This window comes from Rhodanobacter sp. sgz306013, assembly GCF_057031145.1.
The window spans coordinates 654,780-674,957 of record NZ_JBXCIJ010000002.1 but is presented as its reverse complement, the minus strand read 5'-3'; the positions used below and the strand labels follow the sequence as shown (position 1 = coordinate 674,957).

Below are 20,178 nucleotides of genomic sequence, written 5' to 3'. Positions count from 1 at the left end.
GGCCGTCTCCGTTCACTGGGGATGCGACGACTATACGAACTCCGCCGTCGGGCGGACGTAACGCGAATGGCAACGGTTTGCGCGCGGGCAGGCTGTCAGGCGGCTGCGATGAAGGCGGGCAGTGCCACCGCGGATTTGTGCTGCCCGATCGCCTGTGCCAGGCAGGCGCGTGCCTCGGATTCGCAGCAGCCGCAGCAATCCGAGCAGCCGGTGCGTGCCTGCAGTTCTGCGAACGTGCACACGCCGTCCGCGACTTCGCGCCGGATGTCGTGGTCGGTGACGGCATTGCACAGGCAGATGTACATGCCGCGCATAAGAACGCAAATGCGAATAGTTGTCAACTATGCGGACGGCGCCGGCATTCCGCTGTTCAGGCGGCGCGCCAGCCGTGCCGGGGATCGTCCGGCGTGGCGTCGCCCTCCGCCCGCGGCGGCGCGTGGCCAAGTTCGACGCGGCACAGGCCTTCCACCAGCGGGGCGAAGTGGCGCAGCGCACGCTCGTACACCTGCCGCTTGAAGTTCACCACGTGCGCGGCCGGGTACCAGAAATCCACCCAGCGCCAGATGTCGAACTCCGGTTTTTCACAGGCATCCAGCCGCAGCGAGGCCTCGTCGCTGACCAGCTTGAGCAGGAACCACACCTGCTTCTGGCCGATGCAGGTGGGGTGCTGGTGGTGGCGTATGTAGCGCTGCGGCAGCTTGTAGCGCAGCCAGCCGCGGGTGGCTGCCACCACCTCGACGTGCTCGGGCGCCAACCCGGTTTCCTCTTCCAGCTCGCGGTACATCGCCTCCAGCGGCGTCTCGTCGCTGCGCATGCCGCCCTGCGGGAACTGCCAGCCGTCGCGGTTGATGCGGCGCGCCCAGAACAGGCGGCCGTCTGCATTCAGCAGCACGATGCCCACATTGGGTCGATAGCCATCGACGTCGATCATCTCGTCATCCTCGGGCCGTGACGCGTACCGGCAGCAGCCGGCGCGCGCAAGGCGATGGCCCGATTCAACCATGCAGGCCGAAGCGCGGCAAGCCGGGAAACTTGAACCGGAGCGTGCTCGCCATTAAACTGCCGCGCCCCGCTTGCCGGATCCTTGCGATCCCGCGCGGCGGCCTCCCCAAGGCTATGTAGCTCAGCCGGTTAGAGCACAGCACTCATAATGCTGGGGTCGGTGGTTCGAGTCCACCCATAGCCACCATTTCCGACGCAAATCAGCACGTTGGACCAGATGGCCCGCCTTCGACGCGGGCCTTTTCGTGTCCGGGTCAGACGATCGGCACCTGGCTGACGTTGTTCTTCGGGTCCATCCAGAACGATTCGTTGACGAAGCGGCCGAAGATCTCGCGCGGCAGGATGGAGGTGCGTTCGATCGGTTCCACTTTCGGGCGCACGGTGTGCAGGCCGGGCATGCCGACGCGGGCGTCGAACTCGTGCGCGTGGTAGGCGATGTGGTCGAAGTCGTGTTCAAACCAGGGTTCGCCGATGAACTGGTAGACCGCGCGGAGGGCCGCCGCGGGGTTGCGTACCAGGCTTTCGTAGGTGAGCAGCAGCAGGTGGCCGGGCGCGTACTGGCCGTAGAACGCGTCCTTGGTGGCCTGGAAAGAGAAGCCCACCATGCCGCGCGGATCGGTGAGCGCCTCGACGCGCGAGTACACCGTGGTGTTGGTGTCGAAGCGGAACACCTTGCTGACGCCGACCGGCTGCCGGCGCACCAGCCGTTCCATGCTGTCCAGCACCCAGGACAGCTGGCGCACGCAGGCGATCACCTTTGCCTCCGGAAACAGCGTGTCGAGCAAGGCCATGCGGCTGCACCACAGCCGGCTGGTGTCGAACACGATGCCGGCGTCGCCGCCCGCATGCCCCGCGTAGAAGTTCTCGACCAGGCCGCGCAGCATGGCCACGCGCTGCTCGTCGGAGACGTCGAAGGAGAAATCGTTCTTGCTGCTCGCCTCGGCGATCACCACGCCCATGATGTCGGCGAGCGGACTGGTCATGCCGGCGCGGAAGCGCGGGTTCTGGTTGAGGATGGCGGCCAGCAGCGTGCTGCCCGAGCGTGGTAGCCCGGAGATGAAGTGGAACTTCCGGGTCGGCGTCGCGGCAGCGGGGGCGGCAGGCATGGGGCGCTCTCCTGTGGATTGGTGCGGTGGACGTGGCGTCCGGCGGAATATACGCGGACGCGCTAGGCCGGCGCCGCGGTCGAGGCGCGGATGCGCATTTCATAGTCGAGCTCGACCATCCGCGGCTCGCCCCTGTCTAGCACGCGCAGCAGCAGTTGCTCGGTGGCGCGCCGGCCCATCTCGCGCACGGGTTGGTGGACGGTGGTCAGCGGCGGCCACACCTGGGTCGCGATCGTGGTGTCGTCGAAGCCGCAGATGGAAACCTCGCCGGGCACCGCCACGCCCGCTTCCGCGGCGGCCCAGATGGCGCCGACGGCCATGTCGTCGTCGGCCGCGAAGACGGCGGTCGGCCGCTGCGGCAGCGCCAGCAGCTGGCGCATGGCGGTCACGCCCGAATCGAACGAGAACCGGCCCTGGACCATGTATGCGGGGTCTTCGCTGAGCCCGGCGCGCTTGAGGCCGTCGCGAAAGCCGGCCAGGCGCCAGACACCGGCGCCGTGCTCCGGATCGCCGAGGATGTGGGCGATGCGGCGGTGGCCCAGCGAAACGAGGTGGTCGACCATCGCGGCAGCGGCTTCGCGTTCGTGCAGCATCGCGCCGATGCAGTCCCCGGGGTGGTGCGGCGCGATCGAGGCGAACGGCAGGCCGCCCTGGCGCAGGCGCGCCAGCAACTGCGGGTGGTCAGTGATCGGCGGCGTGAGGATCAGCCCGTCGGGTCGGTGCCGGGACAGGATGTCCTCGACGCGCTCGACGAAATCCGCTGCCGACGACTCGAGCGGCTGCACCATCATGCTGTAGTGCTGCGCCTCGCAGGCCGCCAGCACGCCGGTCTGCACTTCCATGATGTAACTGGGCGAACGGTTGTCGTACAGCAGGCCGATCATGAAGGAGCGGTTGGTCGCCAGGCTGCGCGCCGAGGTGAGCGGGCGGTAGTTGAGCTCCGCCATGGCGGCCAGCACGCGCTCACGTACGGTGTCGCGCACGTTCGGCTCGTTGTTGAGCACGCGTGACACGGTCTTTTTGGAGGTGCCCGAGGCGCGGGCGACGTCGTCGATGGTCGCGCGCGTCATGGAAGTCTGGCCGGATTCAATGCGGGGTTCCTTGGCCGGCGCCTGCCGGGTGTTCGATGGCGACCGGGACGCGTCGCGTCGGCACGTTCCATCCGCTCACCTCGATGACCGGCGCCGTCGTGCCCTGCGCGGCGAAATGCGCGGTCAGGGTGAGTGACTCGCCGGGCCACAGGGTAACGTCATTGTCGCTCCACAGGACCGGCAACACGGGCTGGCTGTCGCCGGGGCGCCTGATGGAGAGATGCTGGAACAGCGCCACCGCCCTGGACGCGGCCGGCAGGCTCAGCGTGACCGTGGCGATGTCTCCGTCACCCTCGTGCCGCACCGTCGCCTGCACGTCGCTGCCACTGACCGGCAGCGACTGCAGCGCGGTGAAGTCGGCGTACTGCGTCAGCGGCGTGAGATACCAGTTCGAATGCGCCCAGTCGAGACGGTCGGCCTGGGTGGAAAGCCAGTAGACGTTGCGGCTGAGCGGCCGGCCGCCGGCGTCGGAGAGTTCCAGCTCGACAAAGTAGGTGCGCGACAGGCCGGCGGGCGCCGGCAGCGTCGCGATCTGCTGCACGTGGTTGCCGGCAAGCCCGATCCCCTGCAGCTTGCGCTCGTAGCGCACGCTGCCGTCCAGGTCGCGCACGCGGATGCGGGCCTGCAGACCCCGCGCATCGACCAGCGTGTGGTTGACCAGCACCACGCCATGCGAGTCGTAGGCGTACTGGATGTGCAGCGGCTCGTTGGCCTTCTTCGCGCCGAAGTAGGCGCCGGCCGGATTCATGTACCAGTCGTACAGGTGCCAGTGCAACGAGGGCCAGGCGTTGTTGAGCATCCAGTAGATCACGCCGGTGGCGGGCCTGGCCGCGTCCATGTGGGCGCTGAAGGCCTCGAACTCGGCGCGGGCGTTGTCGTAGTTGTCGAGCTGGGCCTTGGCGACGTAATCGGCGAGATCCTTCGGTGCGCCGTAGCGCCTGGCCAGCGCGTTGTCGAACGGCGCGAGGCTGGCGAACGGCGACCACGCGGCGGAGGCGTGGTATTGCCGCGTCTGCGGGTACTTCCACAATGCCTCCTGCTCCTGCGGCGAGAGCATGCGCTGCAGGTCCTCCAGCCGCGGGATGGAGGCGCCCGGGCCGGTTTCGGAATTGAAGCCGAACGCGCCGCCCAGCTTGTCCGCGTACCAGTAGGACGGCGGCACCCAGGCGTAGGGCCCTGTCATCTTCATGCCGGAGGGGCCGGTCTCGGCCGCGGCCTGGTCGGAGGCCGCCGCGATGATCGGCAGCGTCCAGCCTTCGGCATGCAGGGTGTCGACGTACACCTTCGCGATGGCGGGCGGCGGCGCGTTGTCGCTGCCAATCAGGAAGGCGATCACGGAAGGATGGTTGCGCAGCAGGCGCGCCTCGCTGGCCATGGATTCCCTGGCCGTCCGCACGTCCGCTTCGTCCCACGGCTTGCCGCCGGTCTTGGCCGCCGATTCCCACATGTCGCAGCACTCCCAGCCGGCGAGGACCAGGATGCCGTCGCGGTCGGCAAGGTCGTAGAAGCGCTGGTCTTCCAGCTTGCCTTCGCTGCGGATGGTGTTGAGCCCGAGGTTGCGCACGTAGCTGAACTCGGCCTTCATGCGCGCGGGGTCGTCGCGCAGGAACAGGTCCGGCGCCCAGCCCGCGCCGCGGATCAGCAGTGGCCGGCCGTTGACCAGGAACTGGCGATAACCCTGCTTCGTCAGGCGCGAGCTGACGCTGCGGATGCCGAACGTGGTGCCGGCCTTGTCGGAAACCGCCCCGTCGACGCTGGCAACCAGCCGCAACGAGTAGAGCGGTTGTGCGCCCATGCCGATCGGCCACCAGACGCGGGGATGGTCGAGGGTCAGGCCTGGGTCGGTTCGCGGTGTGAACGTCACGGCCTGCGACTGGCCGGGCGCGAGGCGGAGCGTCCGTCGCAGCGCGACGCCGGCCACCTCGCCGCTGATCGTGACCTCGCGCACCGCGTCATCGAGATTGCGCGCTTCCACCTGCACGGTTAGCGCCGCGTGCGCGAGATCGGGCAGCGACAGCGCCGAGGTCACTTGCGGGAAGCGCAGCTCGACCGGACCCGTCCGCACGATGTCCACGCCGCGCCACGGGCCCATGTTGTTGTCCGGCGGCGTGGGGTTCCAGTCGACCCAGCCGATCGACAGGCTCGCGCGCGGATCGGCCGGGTGCACGCGCAAGGCCAATGTGTTGCCGCCCGCATGCACCCGGCGCGTGATGTCGAACTCGTGCACGGGATAGGCGCCGGCGACGGCCGCGCGGTCGGCGACCGGATGTCCGTTCACCCACAGATCCGCACTGGCGACGATGCCGTTGGTGCGCAGCAGGGTATGCGTTCCCGGCGCGCTCCCCGCGAGCGTGAACTCGCTGCGGTACCACCAGGGCAGCACGAACAGGTTGCCGCTGGCGTCGGGCACCTGCACCGCACGCAGGTTGTCGCTGTGGAACACGTCCTTGTAGACGCCGTTCTCCAGCAGGCCGGCCATCACCGTCGCGCGGCCGCTCACCGGGTACCAGCCCTTGGGAGAGAAGCCCGCGGCGGAGATCGCGGCGCCATCCTGCGGCGCCTTGGCGCTGTCCTGGATCTGCCAGGCTGCGATGGCGGCAGTGGAGCCGGCCCCGCCGACCGCGGTGGGCGCGTAGGTGGTCAGCGCATGGACGGGCGGCGCGAAGGCGAGCGCCGCCAGCAGCCGGAACACGGGTTTGGCCGGGATGTGCATGGCTCAGTCGTTCCCCAGATAGGCTTCGCGGATTTCCACGGGTGCGAACGGCCAGGAACAGTTGACCCTGGCCCAGATTGCGAACACCACCAGGCCGGCGACGATCCACGCGCCGGACAGGATCAGCGACATGGCGGACGCCGACACGTAGACGTAGATCCAGCCCAGCAGCGCCACCACGCACGGTATCGGATACAGCCATTGCCGGTACGGCCGGATCAGCAGCGGCTGGCGCCGGCGCAGCACCACCAGCGCGGCGATCTGCGCGATCGACTGCACGATGATGGTCGCCGCCAGCAGCATGTTGATGACCTCGGTGAGGTCGAAGAAGGTGCCGATCGCCGTCACCACGCCCATCGTGAGCAGGGCCACGTGCGGAAAGCCGTACTTCGGATGCAGCTTGCCGAACACCGACAGGAAGACCTTCTCGTGTGCCGCCTGGAACGGCACGCGCGAGCCGCCCAGCAGGCCCGCGAACACCGAGGCGAACGCCGTCACGATGATGAGCACGGTCATGCCCGACGCGGCCAGGTGCCCCCAGCTGCGCTCCACCACCAGCGAGGCCACCGATTGCGACCTGGCGATCTCCTGCCATGGCGCCACGCCCAGCACGCTGAGGTTGAGCACGAGGTAGACGACCATCATCGCGATCACAGAGATGATGATGGAGCCGGGCATCGTGCGGCCGGGGTTGCGCAGCTCGTCGCCCATGTAGGCAGTGGTGAAGTAGCCGAGGTAGTCATAGATGCCGAGGATCAGCCCCGCGCCCAGGCCCACGAAGAAGTGGCTGCCGAACGCGCCGGCCGGGTAGCTGAAGGCGTAGCCGGGGTGGAAGTCCGAGAGGCCTGCTGCCGACACGCCGATCACCGACACCAGCATGATGACCCACAGCGCGATGGTGATCGCGCGGATCGACTCGATCCGCCGGTACAGCAGCCAGGTGACCAGGCCGGTCGCCGCCAGGCTGACCAGGTGCACCGGCCACCAGCCCAGCCGCGGGAAGAAGTACTCCAGGTATTCGACCATGCCGATGATGCCGGTCGACATCAGCAGGGGGATCGTCAGCAGCACCGTCCAGATGAACAGGAAGGGCATCAGCTTGCCGGTGCGGTACTGGAAGGCTTCGCGCAGGTAGACGTAGGTGCCGCCGGAACCTGGCATGGCGGCACCCAGCTCTGCCCAGACCATGCCGTCGGCCACCGCGAGGATGGCACCGGCGATCCAGCCGATCACCGCCTGCGGACCACCCATGGTGGCGACCATGATCGGGATGGTGATGAACGGCCCGATGCCGCACATCTGGGTCATGTTGATCGCCGTTGCCGAAAACAGGCCGATCGAGCGGTGGAAGTGGCCGTCACGTACGGGTCGGCGTGCGGGGGAGTCGGGCATGGCTACCTCGGAAACACGGGGGGTCGTGCAGGCGGGAACGTCGTCGCCGGCCGCCGTCCATGGCGCGCCGGGCCTGTCGCACCCGGGGCGGCCGCGCAGTGCACGCGTCCGTCCCGGCGCATCCTTCCGCTCACCACTGTCCGCGCACGCCGACCATGAACATGCGCTCGGAGAACGTCGAGTGCCCGGGCTGGTCCGGCCAGACGAGGTAGTAGCGCTGGTATTCGTTGGTGAGGTTGGTGCCGTCCACGAATACTTCGGCGTACTTGTTGATCTTGTACGAGACCGAGGCGTCGAGGTACTTCTGCGGCGCCTCGTACATCTCCATGCCGGTGATGCCGCCCACGCTGTCCATCACTGCGCGTCGCGACCGGTAGTTGTACGCGAGGCGCGCCTGGAAGTGGTCGTCCTGGTACCACAGGATGAAGTTGCCGGACTTGGTGGAGTTGTCCTGGAACGGGATCTTGGCGCCGGACAGGTCTCTTTCGCCCGAGTTGCTGGGTGCGTAGGTGGCGTTCACCTCCATGCCCGTCTTGGACAGGATACCGGGCAGGAAGGTGAAGCCCTGGCGGTAGTCGAACTCCGCACCGTGGATGCTGTTGCCGGTGCCCTGCACCGGCTCGTTGATCACGATGCAGTGGTTGCGGACCACGCCGTCTTCGTCCGGCAGGGTGCAGTTGGTCACGCTGCCGCTCTTGATGAAACTCTGTACGTTGATGCGGAACAGCGCGAGGCTGATCATGCTGGTGGGGTTGATGTAGTACTCCAGCGATGCGCCGTAGTTGGTGGATCGCCACGGGTCGAGGCTCGGGTTGCCGCTCGACTGGCCATTGGCGACGCGGAAAATCGGCCCCTGCGGCGTCTCCATCAGCGAGTAGTTCAGCTGCAGGCCGCCGCCCCAGGTGCTGAGGTCCAGCGGCATCATGTTCTTGGAGTAGGCCAGCCGGAATTTCAGGTTGTCGGTGATGTCCAGCGCGAAGTTGGCCGAAGGCAGCACGTCCTGGTAGCTGCGTTTGGTGATCGAGGTGCCGATGTCGGCCGGTTCGTCGCCGTAGGAACCCGGGGCACCGCTCAAGTGCTGGGTGACGTTGAGGTGGGTGCGGATCACGCGCACGCCGACGTTGCCGCTGTAGGGCATGGTGCCAAGCGTGCCGCTGAAATCACCCTGCAGGTAGCCGGACAACTCCTTCAGCCCCACGCCCCAGGTGGTGCCCGGCTCGCCCACCTGCACGGTGCCGGGGTAGAGCGACTTCCAGTACGCGAGGGGGTCGATCATCGCGGAGGGATTGATCGCCCAGAAGTTGATGCCCGAGCCGAGCAGGTTGTTGTACTGCCTGAAGTTGCCCGACAGCGGCGCGGCGGTGTTCGGCATCGATATGGCGGACAGTGGGCCCGCGCGGAAGTAGCCCTGGTCGTTGCCCGCGGTGCACGAGCCGCTGTTGAGGACCACGTCGGCACCGACGTAGCGCACCAGGCATCCGTTCGGGTCGCTCGCGCCCATGCCGGCATAGACCGGCGTTTCCAGGGTCCAGCCGACATTGTCCGCGCTGCGGATGCTGTTGCGCAGGCCGAATTCGAGCTGGATGCCGTCCTGGAAGTCGTACTTGCCGTCGAAGCGCAAGGCGTTCAACGCCACCTCGCGGTTGTAGTCGCCGGAGGATTCCAGCGTCTTCATGGTCCAGCCGTTGGGGTTGGCGAAATCGGTCGCCAGCGAGGAGGGCATGCTGACCGTGAGGTAGCGGCCGCCGAAGTTCGCGACGATCGGCACCGTGTTCTGCGGAATGCCATTGGCGTTGAACACGCGGTTGCCGCCCAGCTGGGCGGGATAGATCATCGTGCCGGGCGGTACGTTCACGCCGTCGTTCAACACGTTGGGCCACAGCGCGCCGTCGGAGTCGGAGATGTTGACGTCGGTTTCGGCGTTCGACTGGGAGGCGGTGTCGCGGATGCCGCGCAGGCTGCCGGTGAAATTGCCGCCGTTGTCGTAGTCCAGCTGCAGGTTGAAGTTCTTCGCGACGGAGCTCTTCTGGACGATCTGCGAGTACGACTCCACGTCGCCCGGCCACTTCTCGTACACCTGCGTGGTGAACAGCTGCGAGCCCTCCCAGCCCGGCTCCGGCGTGCCATAGGAGCCGAGCGCGGGACTGCCGGTATTGCGCGATTGCAGCGGCACGTAGGTGGCGCCCTGCCAGTTGGTGGAGTTGAACTGGATGCCGAAGTTGCGGTCGTACTCGCGCTGCTGCGAGTAGAAGTAGTCGCTGGTCAGGCTGAAGCCGTTGCCGAGGTCCATCTGGAACGAGGCATTGCCGGATTTGCGCTTGCGCTGGGTGGTGATGTCGTTGAGGCCGATGTCCTGGCTGCCCATGAACACGCCGTTGGATTTGCCGTCGCCGTTGACGTCCACGCTGCCATCGGCGTTCTGCACGATCTGCGAGGGGATCGGCGCGCCGTTCCACGACGTCAGGAAGCCGCCGTAGCCGCCCGCGCTGGTGGCGTTCTCGCCGTTCAGCACCACGCCGTACTGGTCCAGGCCCTCGGTGGAGTTCTCGCGCGTGGTGTTGGAGAAGTCGGCGGAGACCAGTAGGCCCCACTTGCCGTCGTCGTTGAACGAGATCAGGCCGTTGGCCTCGGGCCCCCAGTGGCGCGTGGTGCTGCCGCGCTCGCCGTTGGCCGAATAGCTGTAGGTGAACCCGCTGGGAAGGTCCCAGGGCCGGTAGGTATGCAGGTTGATGGCGCCGCTTATGCCGCCGTCGGTCTCGTTGGCGGTGGACGACTTGACCACGTCCACGCCGTGGAACAGCGTGGACGGTAGCATGGTGAAGTCGGGTTGCTGCGAGTCGATCTGGTCCGCGGTGATGAACACCTCGCCGTTCAGCATGGTGCCGACCTGGGGCAGCCCGCGCACGTCCACCGAGGTGCCCACGCCAGCGTCGCGGTTGATCTGCACGCCGGTGACGCGCTGCAGGGAGTCGGTGATGGTCACGTCGGGCAGCGCGCCGATGTTTTCCGCCGTGATGCTGTCCTGGATGTTCGGCGCCGTGCGCTTCAGGTCGATCGCGCGCATCTGCGACGCGCGCACACCGGAGACGGTGACCGTGGACAAGGTGACCGCCGCCTTTTGCTTCGCGGCATCGGCCTTTGACTGCGTTTTGGCGGCCTTGGCCGGCGATGTTGCCTGCGTGTCCTGCGGCGAGGCGGCTTGCGCTCCCGGACTGTCCGCCTGGGCACCCGGGCGCGGCGATGCCATGGCGGAGGTCGCCACGGCGGCGAGCAGCGACACGGATATGGCGAATGACAAGGGGTGCTTGCGATGGCTGGTGGACATGGGCTTTGCCTCTCGGTTGATGTCGGTCGAATCCCAACTGCTCCGCATTGCTTCAAAACCTGCGCATCGGGATGACGTCCGCCATGCGACGCGGCATGGCGCGGCAGTCACTCGATGCAACCGGCGTGGCGCTGTGCGCCATCACCGTTTCCCCGTTCGGCGCTCCCCCTGCGGAACACCGGTTTCCCTGCTGCCTCTCGAAAACGTGATGCGGGCCAGCGCCCACTGCCCGTCGCGCGGATCGCCGGTGGCGACGATGCAGAGGTCGCGGGCGCCGCTGCCTTGCGTCGTCGTGACCGGTGCGCCCAGGCGGGTCTGCCCCGGCTCCTGCAGCGCCGGGGCCAGCGGCACGCGGGCGAGCAGCGGCCCCGTGCAGGAGTCGGCATGGATCTCGAACTCGCCGGCCGCGCTGGCCCTGGGCCGCACCACGGCGTCCCTGGCCTCGTCGCCGAAGCGCCATGTCACTCGCGCCACCTCCAGCGCGACGCGCGTGACGCCGGCCAGCGGCGCCTGCGGCCACAGCCAGCACATGTTGCCTACGTCCATCGCGTAGACTGGCCGCGGGCCCTGGGCCGGTCGCTGGCCGCCAAGGCGCATGCCCGGTTGGTGCGAGCACGTGGCGAGCTGGCTGCCATCGCGGCGGAGCAGGGTTGCGGCGTCCAGCACCTGCGTGCGCGGCGCGGCGAGCTCGTAGCCGTCCGGCGCGAACGTTGCCGCACGCAGCGTCGTCCGGTATTGCGCGGGGAATGTCAGCGCACGGACGTACGGCGTGGACGTCGACGTCGGCGCGGAACCGTCGGTCGTGTAGCGGATCGTGCCGAAGCCGGCCTGGGTGGCGAGCGCGACGCGCAGCGTGCCCTTGGCGCCTGCCGTCACCTCGAAGGCGGGCGCAAACGCCGTGTCGGCGTAGCCGATGCCGAGTGCGCGGTAGCGTGCCAGTTCGGCAGGGAGGCGCTGCAGGAAACCGTGCCAGTCGTGGCTGGCTGCCGGCGACCAGCCCAGTTCCGCCAGGGCGGCGATGCGCGGGTACAGCGCATGCTGGTCGCGCGCGAAGCTGGGCATCAGTTCGGTCCAGAGGCCGGCCTGTACGCCGATCACATGGCTGGCTTCGGCCGCGCTGGCGCCCCGCGGGATCACGGCGGTGTCGTAAGCCTGCTGCAGCGTCGCCATCGGCGGCTGCCCCGGCCATTCGTCGGGCAGGCCGGACTGGTAATGGTCGAAGTACAGCGACTCCTGCGGCGTCATCACCACGTCATGGCCTTGGCGGAGCGCGGTCAGCGCCACGCGTTCGCTGTCATCGCCGTGCCAGGACATCACCGTTTCCGCGGCAGGCAGCGTCGCCCCCGCGACCAGTTCGTCGTCCCAGCCCACCGGCGTGCGCCCGTGCGCGACGAGATACCCGGCGACTTGGCCGGTGAACCAGCCCTGCAGCTGGTCCATGTTCGCGAGGCCCAGCCGGTGCAGCTGCACACGCACTTCGGGCGAGGCGTTCCATTGCTGCTTGTCCGCTTCGTCGCCGCCGATCGAGACGTACTTCGACGGGAACAGCCGCATCACCTGGTCGAGCACGTCGTCGACGAAGCGCAGGGTCGTTGCGTCGGGCTTCAGCAGCCAGGGGCTGACGCCCCAGTCCGTCCATACCGGCGGACGCTGGCCGCTGACGCCCAGCCAGGGATACGCGGCGACCGCAGCCTGCGAATGCCCGGGCAGGTCGATGTCCGGCACCACCGTGACGTAGCGCGCGGCGGCATAGCGCACGATCTCGCGTACCTCGGCGCCGGTGTAGTGGCCGCAGTAGGGTTTGCGGGGCGAGCCGGTCAACTCGGCATCGAGGCCCACCGCCTGGCGGCAGGCGCCGGTTTTCGTGAGTTCGGGATACTTTGGGATGTCGAGGCGCCAGCCCTGGTCCTCGGTCAGGTGCCAGAGCAGCACGTCGAGCTTGTCGAGCGACATCCAGTCGATCAGCCGCTCGATCTCGGCCACGCTCTGGTAATGCCGGCCCGAGTCCAGCAGCAACGCGCGCCAGGCGAACCGCGGATGGTCGTCGATCACGCCTGCGGCCACCATGGCCGCACTGCCCCGGATCCAGCCGGGCGGGGTCAGCAATTGCCACAGCGTGACGCTGCCGTAGAACGCGCCGCGCGGCGTGCGCGCGGTAACCCGAATGCCTTGGTCGCCGACCACGATGCGGTAGCCGGCGTCGCCGGCCACGTCCGCGTGCGGGTCCACGTCGAAGCGGATGGCAGCGTGCGCATCGGCTGCCGTTGCCGCATGCAATCGCAGGCCGCGTGTATCGGCCAGCCGCCGCATGAACCGGTCCGCGATGGCCTGCAGCTGCGGGCGATCCGCGCCGCGCATCGCGATGGCGGCGCCGTCCGCAATTTCGACCGCAGGCGACGCGGCGGGGCGCGCCTGGGCGGGCTGCGGCAGCAGCGACCAGGCGGGTACGGCCGGCGCTGCCGTGGCGACCCCCATGGTCCCCAGCCACGCGGCGGCGAACGTGGCAAGGCTCCGCGCATGCACCCTCGCTCCCGGATGTTGGGCAAGGCGCGGGGCCAATGTCGCGATGCCGTTCATGGGACCGGACCGCCTGCCGCGGCGGGGTGCGGCATCGCTGCAGCGGACGCGCCGCGCCGGAGGTACCACCGCGCCGCGCCCAGTACGCCCTGGCGTCCATGCTCTGTCACCCACACCGGGACCTGCGAAAGGAACGCGCGTACGCTGCGCCCGTGCAGGAACCGTTCCTCGAAGGCGCTGCGCTCGAGCAGGTCGAACATGGAATCCAGGAATCCGCCGGCCAGGTATACGCCGCCGCTGGCCATGAAGGTCATGGCCAGGCTGCCGACGAAACTTCCCAGCGTCGCGCAGAAGACTTCCACCGCTTCCGTGGCCTGCACGTCGCTGCGGGCCATGGCTGCCGCGGTGACGGCCATGGGCGTGGGCAGCCAGGAGGTTGCCCCGTGCAAGGTGCACAGGGTCCGGTAGAGAGTCAGCAGGCCGGGGCCCGACACGACGCGCTCGTAGGGCAGGTAGCCGCCATCCGGCGCCAGCTGCGCGAGGATCTCGCGCTCGCGGACCGAATGCGGCGCGAAATCCATCTGGCCGGCTTCCGTGGTCAGCACGCTGCCGCCGGCGGAGCCGGGCAAGCGCACCGCCGCACCCAGGCCAGTGCCGGGGCCGATCACCAGCGTCGGGCCATCCGCCTGGCGGTCCGGCCCGCACAGCAGGCGGCCGCCGCAGGCCTGCGGATCGTCGAGTGCGTAGCCCAGCGCCTCGAAGTCATTGAGGGCGGCAAGGTCGTCCAGCGCCAGCGCCCGGCGCACCGATGGCAGGTGGACTGGCCAGGCGGAGTTGTCGTTGAGTACGTCGTCGCCCATCAGCTGGCCCGCGCAGGCAAGCACGCAATGCCGCACCGGGGCCCGCAGCTCGCAGTCGACGAAGGCCTGCAGAAGCTCCGCCAGTCCGCCGAAATCGCCGCAGGCGAACTTGCGGTAGGCCAGCACCTCGACCGTGCGCCCCTTGTCCCGGACGGCCTGGACCAGTGCCACGCGGGCGTGCGTGCCGCCGACGTCGGCCGCCAGGAATGGCGCCGTCGGGACACTTGCCGGTCGATTCGGTTGGTCGATTGCCGCGTTCACCGTGCTCCCCTGCAACGGAACGGGTGCCAGCTTGCGAGGCGTTGACACCGGTGTCAATCCGCGATGCGGCATGCCTGGAGCCGGCCCACTTCTCCTTCCATGTCATTGAAAAATTGAAAAATAAAATGAATGCCTGGCCGCCGTCATGCGCCTGACATGTTGCGTCGCGCCATATCCATGCCGGCGCCGCCAGTCGATTGTCAGGTGCGATCAGGGAGGGGTTCGTCTCCGCGGGTGCGCAGCGGCGGCGCTATAGAATGCCGCGATGGATATCTTCAAGACCTTCACTCTCGAGGCGGCGCACCGCTTGCCGAACGTGCCGGTAGGGCACAAGTGCGCGCGCCTGCATGGCCACTCCTTCCGCGTGGAGATCCACCTGAGCGGCGAGCTGGGCGCCGACAGCGGCTGGGTGATGGATTTCGCGGAGGTGAAAGCGGCGTTCCGGCCGCTGTATGACCGACTCGACCACCACTACCTCAACGAGGTCGAGGGGCTGGAAAACCCCACCAGCGAGCGGTTGGCGATGTGGATCTGGGAACGCCTGAAGCCGGCGTTGCCGCTGCTGTCCGAAGTTGCCGTGCACGAGACCTGCACGTCGGGTTGCCGATACCGGGGCTAGCCGGGCCTGGCAGGAAAGCGGGCGTTCCGGCCGCGCTTCCGGCGACCAGGCCGAAACGACGGCAGGAGCCGGGAATCGGCGCGGTCGATGGCATGGCGCCGCTTGCTTCCCTTGGCCCTAAGACGCAGATATTGCGGCGTTGCGACAGTCGTGTGACTGATGCAGTGGCGTGTATATCCTGAATATTTTCACAGTGGTCTTGCCAGTCCACAAAAAATATATTGCAATGCACAAAAATACTTGCTAGAGTGCTCATCACTACCCGCAAACCCCACGAGGGCAAGCTCATGACTCAGCAGTACAGCAATCAGTTTTTCGCCTACACCAAGCAGGTCACCGAGGGCGCGTTCAAGGCGCAGTCGCTGGCCCTGAAGAGCCTGGAGACGGTCGCCGGGCTGCAGCTCAAGGCGCTGGAGCAGCAGGCGCGCGATTCGGCTGCCTTCGTGGCCGAGGCGCTGGAGACCCGCGATGCCGACGCCCTGCGTGGTTTGTGGGAAAAGGGCGCCAGCCTGAGCCGCGAGCAGGCTGAGCGTGCGGTGGCGGTTTCGCAGGAAATCATCGCCGTGACGCAGAAGGCTGCGGAGTCGCTGCAGGCGCTGGTGCAGGAACAGCGCCAGGCCGCCAACGAGGCGGTGGCCACGCCGGCCGCGAAGAAGGCCGCCGCGAAGTAAGGAGGGCACCAACCCGAGTGGTAGCCTGCCGGCGGCCCCCTCCCTCCCGCGCGGCAGCAAGGGCCGGACTTCCCCAGTCCGGCCCTTTTCTTTGGTGAATCAGGCAGCAACGGTGCCGGATCGGCGCCCTGCGGGACAAGTTGCCACAGCGCTCGCGGCTTGTCGCTGCGCGAGGTGCACTGATATACTTTTACGGATTGGATCATGGTTCGTGGCTGTATCGGTGCCACCTGGTGGAAACCGATGCGGAGAGGTTACGTGCTCAACAGTCTCGACGCCGGTCGGCGCCTCGCACTGCGCACGATGCTGCTGCAACTCGCGGTAGCGGCGATGGTCGGCGCGTTGTTCCTGCTGAGGGGGCACCGGGAGGCGGTTGCGGCCGCGGCCGGAGGGTTCACGGTGGCGCTGGGTACCGCGCTGATGTCCGTGCAGGTCTTCGGTCGGCTGGTCGGTGGCGCGGCGGCATTCGTCCGCCTGCTGCTCGGCATGCTGCTGAAGTGGGCAGTGGTCGTCGGCGGGCTGGGGTTGATCCTGTTTCAGTACAAGTTGCCGCCGCTGGCCGCCGTGACGGGGCTGGTGGCTGCCTACGCGGTCTATCTGCTGGCGTTCAGATTCAAGGGTTGATGCATGGCAAGCGAGCCGGGCGGTCTTACCGAATACATCCAGCACCACCTCACGCACCTCGTGCCGCACGCGAGCAAAGGCGGCTTCTGGGCGGTGCACCTTGACTCGATCACCGTGTCGCTGGTGCTGGGCGTGCTGTTCTGCCTGTGGTTCTGGTCGAAGGCCCGCAAGGCCACTTCCGGCGTGCCGGGCAAGGGCCAGGCCTTCGTCGAGATCATCCTCGAGTTCGTCGACGGTCAGGTGAAGGACGTATTCCACGGCGACCGCCGCTTCCTCGGTCCGTTGGCATTGACCGTGTTCATCTGGGTGTTCCTGATGAACGCGATGGACCTGCTGCCGGTCGACCTGCTGCCCTGGATCACCGAGCAGTTCGGCATCGGCCACTTCCGCGCCGTGCCCACCGCCGACATCAACATGACGTTCGCGATGTCGATCACGGTGTTCCTGCTGATCATCGTCTACAGCTTCAAGGCCAAGGGCTTCGGCGGCTACATGCACGAGCTGTTCACCGCGCCGTTCGGCAAGCACCCGCTGCTGTGGCTCCCCAACTTCGCGCTGAATCTGGTCGAACTGGTATCCAAGCCGGTGAGCCTGGCGATGCGACTGTTCGGCAACATGTACGCGGGCGAGCTGGTGTTCATGCTGATCGCTGGCCTGTTCAGCGCGGGTGCGGGCCTGGCTGGCTGGGCACTCTATGGCATGGGCGTCATCGGCTACACGGTGTGGGGCCTCTTCCACATCCTGATCATCTCGATCCAGGCCTTCATCTTCATGGTGCTGACGATCGTGTACATCTCGATGGCGCACGACCATCACTGATTCCGGTTCTGTTTCAATTTTCCAACCCTTCAACGCAAAAATCGTTTTTTGAGGAGATCACCGTGGACCAAGTCGCCGCTCACATCGTTCAAATCGCCCAGGTGCAGGGCTTCACCGCCATCGCCCTCGGCCTGATCATCGGTCTCGGTGCGCTCGGTGCCTGTATCGGCATCGGCGTAATGGGTTCGAAGTTCCTGGAAGCCGCCGCCCGCCAGCCGGAGCTGGTGCCGCTGCTGCAGGGCCGCATGTTCCTGCTGGCCGGTCTGATCGACGCGGCGTTCCTGATCGGTGTGGCGCTGGCCATGTACTTCGCCATCGCGAACCCGCTGCTGTCGAAGCTTGGCTGATGTCCTGGGCGGCGCCTGACGCCGTCCTTCTCTCGGCGCGGATCGCTTGAAGTCCGCGCCGGCTCCATTCCGTATTTGCAGGTAAGGCAGCGATGGACTTCAACGCGACCCTGATCGGCGAAATGATTGCTTTCGCCATCCTCATTTGGTTCTGCGTCCACTTTATCTGGCCGCACCTCAACAAGGCCATCGAGGAGCGGCAGATCAAGATCGCCGAAGGCCTCAGCGCCGCCGAGCGCGCGCACGCCGAGCTGAAAAGTGCCGACACCAAGGTGGCGGACGAGATCCGCAAGGCGCGCCAGCAGGCGTCCGAGATCATCGACAAGGCGCAGCAGCAGGCCAACGGCATCCTCGACAAGGCCCGCGCCGACGCCATCGTCGAGATCAACCGGCTGAAGGCCGCCGCGCAGGACGACATCGCCGCGATGGCGCAGCAGGCGCGCGAACAGCTGCGCGAGCGCGTGGGGGCGCTGGCTGTGCAGGGTGCGTCGAAGATCGTGCAGCGCGAGGTGGATGCCTCCACGCACAAGGCGCTGCTCGACCAACTCGCCGCCGAGGTCTGATCCATGGCCCAGGCAATCACCCTCGCCCGCCCCTATGCCCGCGCCGCGTTCGAGCTGGCTCATGCCGGCGGCGCGCTGGCGGCGTGGTCACAGGCGCTGGCGTTCGCCGCTGCGGTGGCACAGGACGCACGCGTGGCGGCGCTCGGCGGCGATCCGCGGGTGCAGCCGGCCCAGCTGGTGGCCCTGCACCTGCCCGAAGGCATGGCCGCCGATGCGCCGTTCGCGCAGTTCCTGGGCGAAATGGCCGAGAACCGCCGCTTGGCGCTGCTGCCGGAAGTGGCGGCGCTGTACGAGCAGTATCGCCGCGAGTCCGAGTCGCAGCTGCTGGTCAAGGTGACCAGCGCGATGGCGCTGGATGCCGCTCAGGCCGAACAGCTGAAGGCCTCGCTGAAGCGCCGCTTCAAGCGCGAGATCGAGCTGGAAACGGCGGTCGATGCCTCGCTGTTGGCCGGCGTGGTGGTCGATACCGGCAGCGAAGTGATCGACGGTTCCGCGCGTGGGCGCCTGGAGCGCCTCGCCAGTGCATTGAATTGATTCCGCGCGGCACTCCCGCCGCGGGCAGCAGATCCACACCAAGTTTCATGCGAAGTCCTTTTCGCAAAAGAGCAAAAGCCAGCCATCTGCGGCTGGACTCTTAAAAAGGCTTTCAAATTTCAGGATATCGACCCATGTCCAGCACCACCCTGAACCCGTCCGAGATCAGCGCGCTGATCAAGAACCGCATCGAGCAGTTCAAGCTCGGCGCGGAAGCCCGCAACGAGGGCACGATCATCAGCGTGTCCGACGGCATCGTGCGCATCCACGGCCTGGCCGACGTGATGCAGGGCGAAATGATCGAGCTGCCCGGCAATGCATTTGCGCTGGCGCTGAACCTGGAGCGTGATTCGGTCGGTGCGGTGGTGCTGGGCGAGTACCAGCACCTGCGCGAAGGCGACGTCGCCAAGACCACTGGGCGCATCCTCGAAGTGCCGGTCGGCCCGGAGCTGCTCGGCCGCGTGGTCGATTCGCTGGGCAATCCGATCGACGGCAAGGGTCCGATCAACGCGAAGCTCAGCTCGCCGATCGAGAAGGTCGCGCCGGGCGTGGTGTGGCGCAAGTCGGTCGATCAGCCGGTGCAGACCGGCTACAAGTCGGTCGACTCGATGATCCCGATCGGCCGCGGCCAGCGCGAGCTGATCATCGGCGACCGCCAGACCGGTAAGACCGCGCTGGCCATCGACGCGATCATCAACCAGAAGGATTCGGGCATCTTCTCGATCTACGTGGCGATCGGCCAGAAGCGCTCCTCCATCGCGAACGTGGTGCGCAAGCTGGAAGAGAACGGCGCGCTGGCCAATACCATCGTGGTGGTCGCGTCCGCCTCCGAGTCGGCCGCGCTGCAGTACATCGCCCCGTACGCCGGTTGCGCCATGGGCGAATACTTCCGCGACCGCGGCCAGGACGCGCTGATCGTATACGACGACCTGTCCAAGCAGGCCGTGGCCTACCGCCAGATCTCGCTGCTGCTGAAGCGCCCGCCGGGTCGCGAGGCCTACCCGGGCGACGTGTTCTACTTGCACTCGCGCCTGCTTGAGCGCGCCTCGCGCGTCTCCGAGGAGTACGTCGAAAAGTTCACCAACGGCGAGGTGAAGGGCAAGACCGGTTCGCTGACCGCGCTGCCGATCATCGAGACGCAGGCCGGCGACGTGTCCGCCTTCGTGCCGACCAACGTGATCTCGATCACCGACGGCCAGATCTTCCTCGAGACCGACCTGTTCAACGCCGGCATCCGCCCGGCCGTGAACGCCGGCATCTCGGTGTCGCGCGTGGGCGGCTCGGCGCAGACCAAGATCGTGAAGAAGCTCTCCGGCGGCGTGAAGCTGGCGCTGGCGCAGTACCGCGAGCTGGCCGCGTTCGCGCAGTTCGCCTCGGATCTCGACCCGGCCACCCGCGCCCAGCTCGACCGCGGCCAGCGCGTCACCGAGCTGATGAAGCAGGCGCAGTACGCGCCGCTGTCGATCGCCGAGCTGGCGCTGTCGGTGTACGCGGCCGAGAAGGGCTATCTGGACGACCTGCCGGTGAACAAGGTGCTGGCCTTCGAGAAGGGCTTGCACGCCTTCATGCACCAGAACCACGCCGAGCTGATGAAGAAGATCGTCGCCACCGGCGCCTGGGACGCCGAGATTGAAGGCGTCTTCAAGGCCTCGCTGGACGAGTACAAGAAGACGGGTAGTTGGTGAGGAAGCCGGGATCCGAGAGCGGGATGCGTGATTCGGAAGAACCACGGCC

The 20,178-nt window shown here is 67.4% G+C and carries 17 protein-coding genes and 1 tRNA gene; 9 read left to right on the top strand and 9 right to left on the bottom strand.

Annotated elements, in window-relative coordinates:
• Positions 1–95: 95 nt before the first annotated feature.
• Together AC2EWF_RS07965 and AC2EWF_RS07960 are read right to left on the bottom strand one after the other, a co-directional pair.
• Entirely contained in the window at positions 96–314 is a 219-nt protein-coding gene (locus AC2EWF_RS07965) for a (2Fe-2S)-binding protein (RefSeq protein ID WP_483638820.1), read from the bottom strand.
• Between the two features lie 56 nt (positions 315–370).
• On the bottom strand, positions 371–931 hold the full coding sequence (locus AC2EWF_RS07960) for an RNA pyrophosphohydrolase (RefSeq protein WP_483638819.1): 561 nt from the start codon (positions 929–931) through the stop codon (positions 371–373).
• A 181-nt stretch (positions 932–1,112) separates the two neighbouring features.
• On the opposite strand from AC2EWF_RS07960, the gene AC2EWF_RS07955 reads away from it, so the two are divergent.
• Positions 1,113–1,189, top strand: a tRNA-Met gene (locus tag AC2EWF_RS07955).
• Between the two features lie 67 nt (positions 1,190–1,256).
• Here the strand turns inward: AC2EWF_RS07955 and AC2EWF_RS07950 are convergent.
• The 7 genes from AC2EWF_RS07950 to AC2EWF_RS07920 all read right to left on the bottom strand — a co-directional run bounded on the left by AC2EWF_RS07950 (position 1,257) and on the right by AC2EWF_RS07920 (position 14,339).
• Positions 1,257–2,108, bottom strand: a complete 852-nt coding sequence (locus AC2EWF_RS07950) for a sulfotransferase family protein (RefSeq protein ID WP_483638818.1) — start codon at positions 2,106–2,108, stop codon at positions 1,257–1,259.
• A gap of 62 nt (positions 2,109–2,170) precedes the next feature.
• Positions 2,171–3,178, bottom strand: a complete 1,008-nt coding sequence (locus AC2EWF_RS07945) for a LacI family DNA-binding transcriptional regulator (protein ID WP_483638817.1) — start codon at positions 3,176–3,178, stop codon at positions 2,171–2,173.
• A 16-nt stretch (positions 3,179–3,194) separates the two neighbouring features.
• The gene (locus AC2EWF_RS07940) at positions 3,195–5,912 is read right to left on the bottom strand and encodes a glycosyl hydrolase 2 galactose-binding domain-containing protein (RefSeq protein ID WP_483638816.1); all 2,718 of its coding nucleotides are present in this window, start codon (positions 5,910–5,912) and stop codon (positions 3,195–3,197) included.
• Positions 5,913–5,915: 3 nt separating this feature from the next.
• Positions 5,916–7,304, bottom strand: a complete 1,389-nt coding sequence (locus AC2EWF_RS07935; RefSeq protein ID WP_483638815.1) for an APC family permease — start codon at positions 7,302–7,304, stop codon at positions 5,916–5,918.
• 130 nt (positions 7,305–7,434) lie between these two features.
• On the bottom strand, positions 7,435–10,629 hold the full coding sequence (locus AC2EWF_RS07930) for a TonB-dependent receptor (RefSeq protein ID WP_483638814.1): 3,195 nt from the start codon (positions 10,627–10,629) through the stop codon (positions 7,435–7,437).
• 141 nt (positions 10,630–10,770) lie between these two features.
• Entirely contained in the window at positions 10,771–13,104 is a 2,334-nt protein-coding gene (locus AC2EWF_RS07925; RefSeq protein ID WP_483638813.1) for a beta-N-acetylhexosaminidase, read from the bottom strand.
• Between the two features lie 98 nt (positions 13,105–13,202).
• Entirely contained in the window at positions 13,203–14,339 is a 1,137-nt protein-coding gene (locus AC2EWF_RS07920) for a glucokinase (protein ID WP_483638812.1), read from the bottom strand.
• Positions 14,340–14,532: 193 nt separating this feature from the next.
• Between AC2EWF_RS07920 and queD the strand changes: the two genes are divergently transcribed.
• The 8 genes from queD (at position 14,533) to atpA (ending at position 20,129) form a co-directional block, all read left to right on the top strand.
• A complete protein-coding gene (gene queD, locus AC2EWF_RS07915) occupies positions 14,533–14,886 on the top strand; it encodes a 6-carboxytetrahydropterin synthase QueD (protein WP_483638811.1) in 354 nt (117 codons plus the stop codon).
• Between the two features lie 287 nt (positions 14,887–15,173).
• Entirely contained in the window at positions 15,174–15,557 is a 384-nt protein-coding gene (locus tag AC2EWF_RS07910) for a phasin family protein (protein WP_483638810.1), read from the top strand.
• A 258-nt stretch (positions 15,558–15,815) separates the two neighbouring features.
• The gene (locus tag AC2EWF_RS07905) at positions 15,816–16,181 is read left to right on the top strand and encodes a hypothetical protein (protein ID WP_483638809.1); all 366 of its coding nucleotides are present in this window, start codon (positions 15,816–15,818) and stop codon (positions 16,179–16,181) included.
• 3 nt (positions 16,182–16,184) lie between these two features.
• Positions 16,185–17,000, top strand: coding sequence for a F0F1 ATP synthase subunit A (gene atpB, locus AC2EWF_RS07900; protein ID WP_483638808.1), 816 nt, complete (start codon positions 16,185–16,187; stop codon positions 16,998–17,000).
• A gap of 62 nt (positions 17,001–17,062) precedes the next feature.
• Positions 17,063–17,347: a F0F1 ATP synthase subunit C gene (gene atpE / locus AC2EWF_RS07895; protein ID WP_450088476.1), complete on the top strand. Its 285-nt coding sequence runs from the start codon at positions 17,063–17,065 to the stop codon at positions 17,345–17,347.
• Positions 17,348–17,439: 92 nt separating this feature from the next.
• Positions 17,440–17,910, top strand: a complete 471-nt coding sequence (locus AC2EWF_RS07890; RefSeq protein WP_483638807.1) for a F0F1 ATP synthase subunit B — start codon at positions 17,440–17,442, stop codon at positions 17,908–17,910.
• A gap of 3 nt (positions 17,911–17,913) precedes the next feature.
• Positions 17,914–18,444, top strand: coding sequence for a F0F1 ATP synthase subunit delta (locus tag AC2EWF_RS07885; protein WP_483638806.1), 531 nt, complete (start codon positions 17,914–17,916; stop codon positions 18,442–18,444).
• 134 nt (positions 18,445–18,578) lie between these two features.
• On the top strand, positions 18,579–20,129 hold the full coding sequence (atpA, locus tag AC2EWF_RS07880) for a F0F1 ATP synthase subunit alpha (RefSeq protein WP_483638805.1): 1,551 nt from the start codon (positions 18,579–18,581) through the stop codon (positions 20,127–20,129).
• Positions 20,130–20,178: the final 49 nt, after the last annotated feature.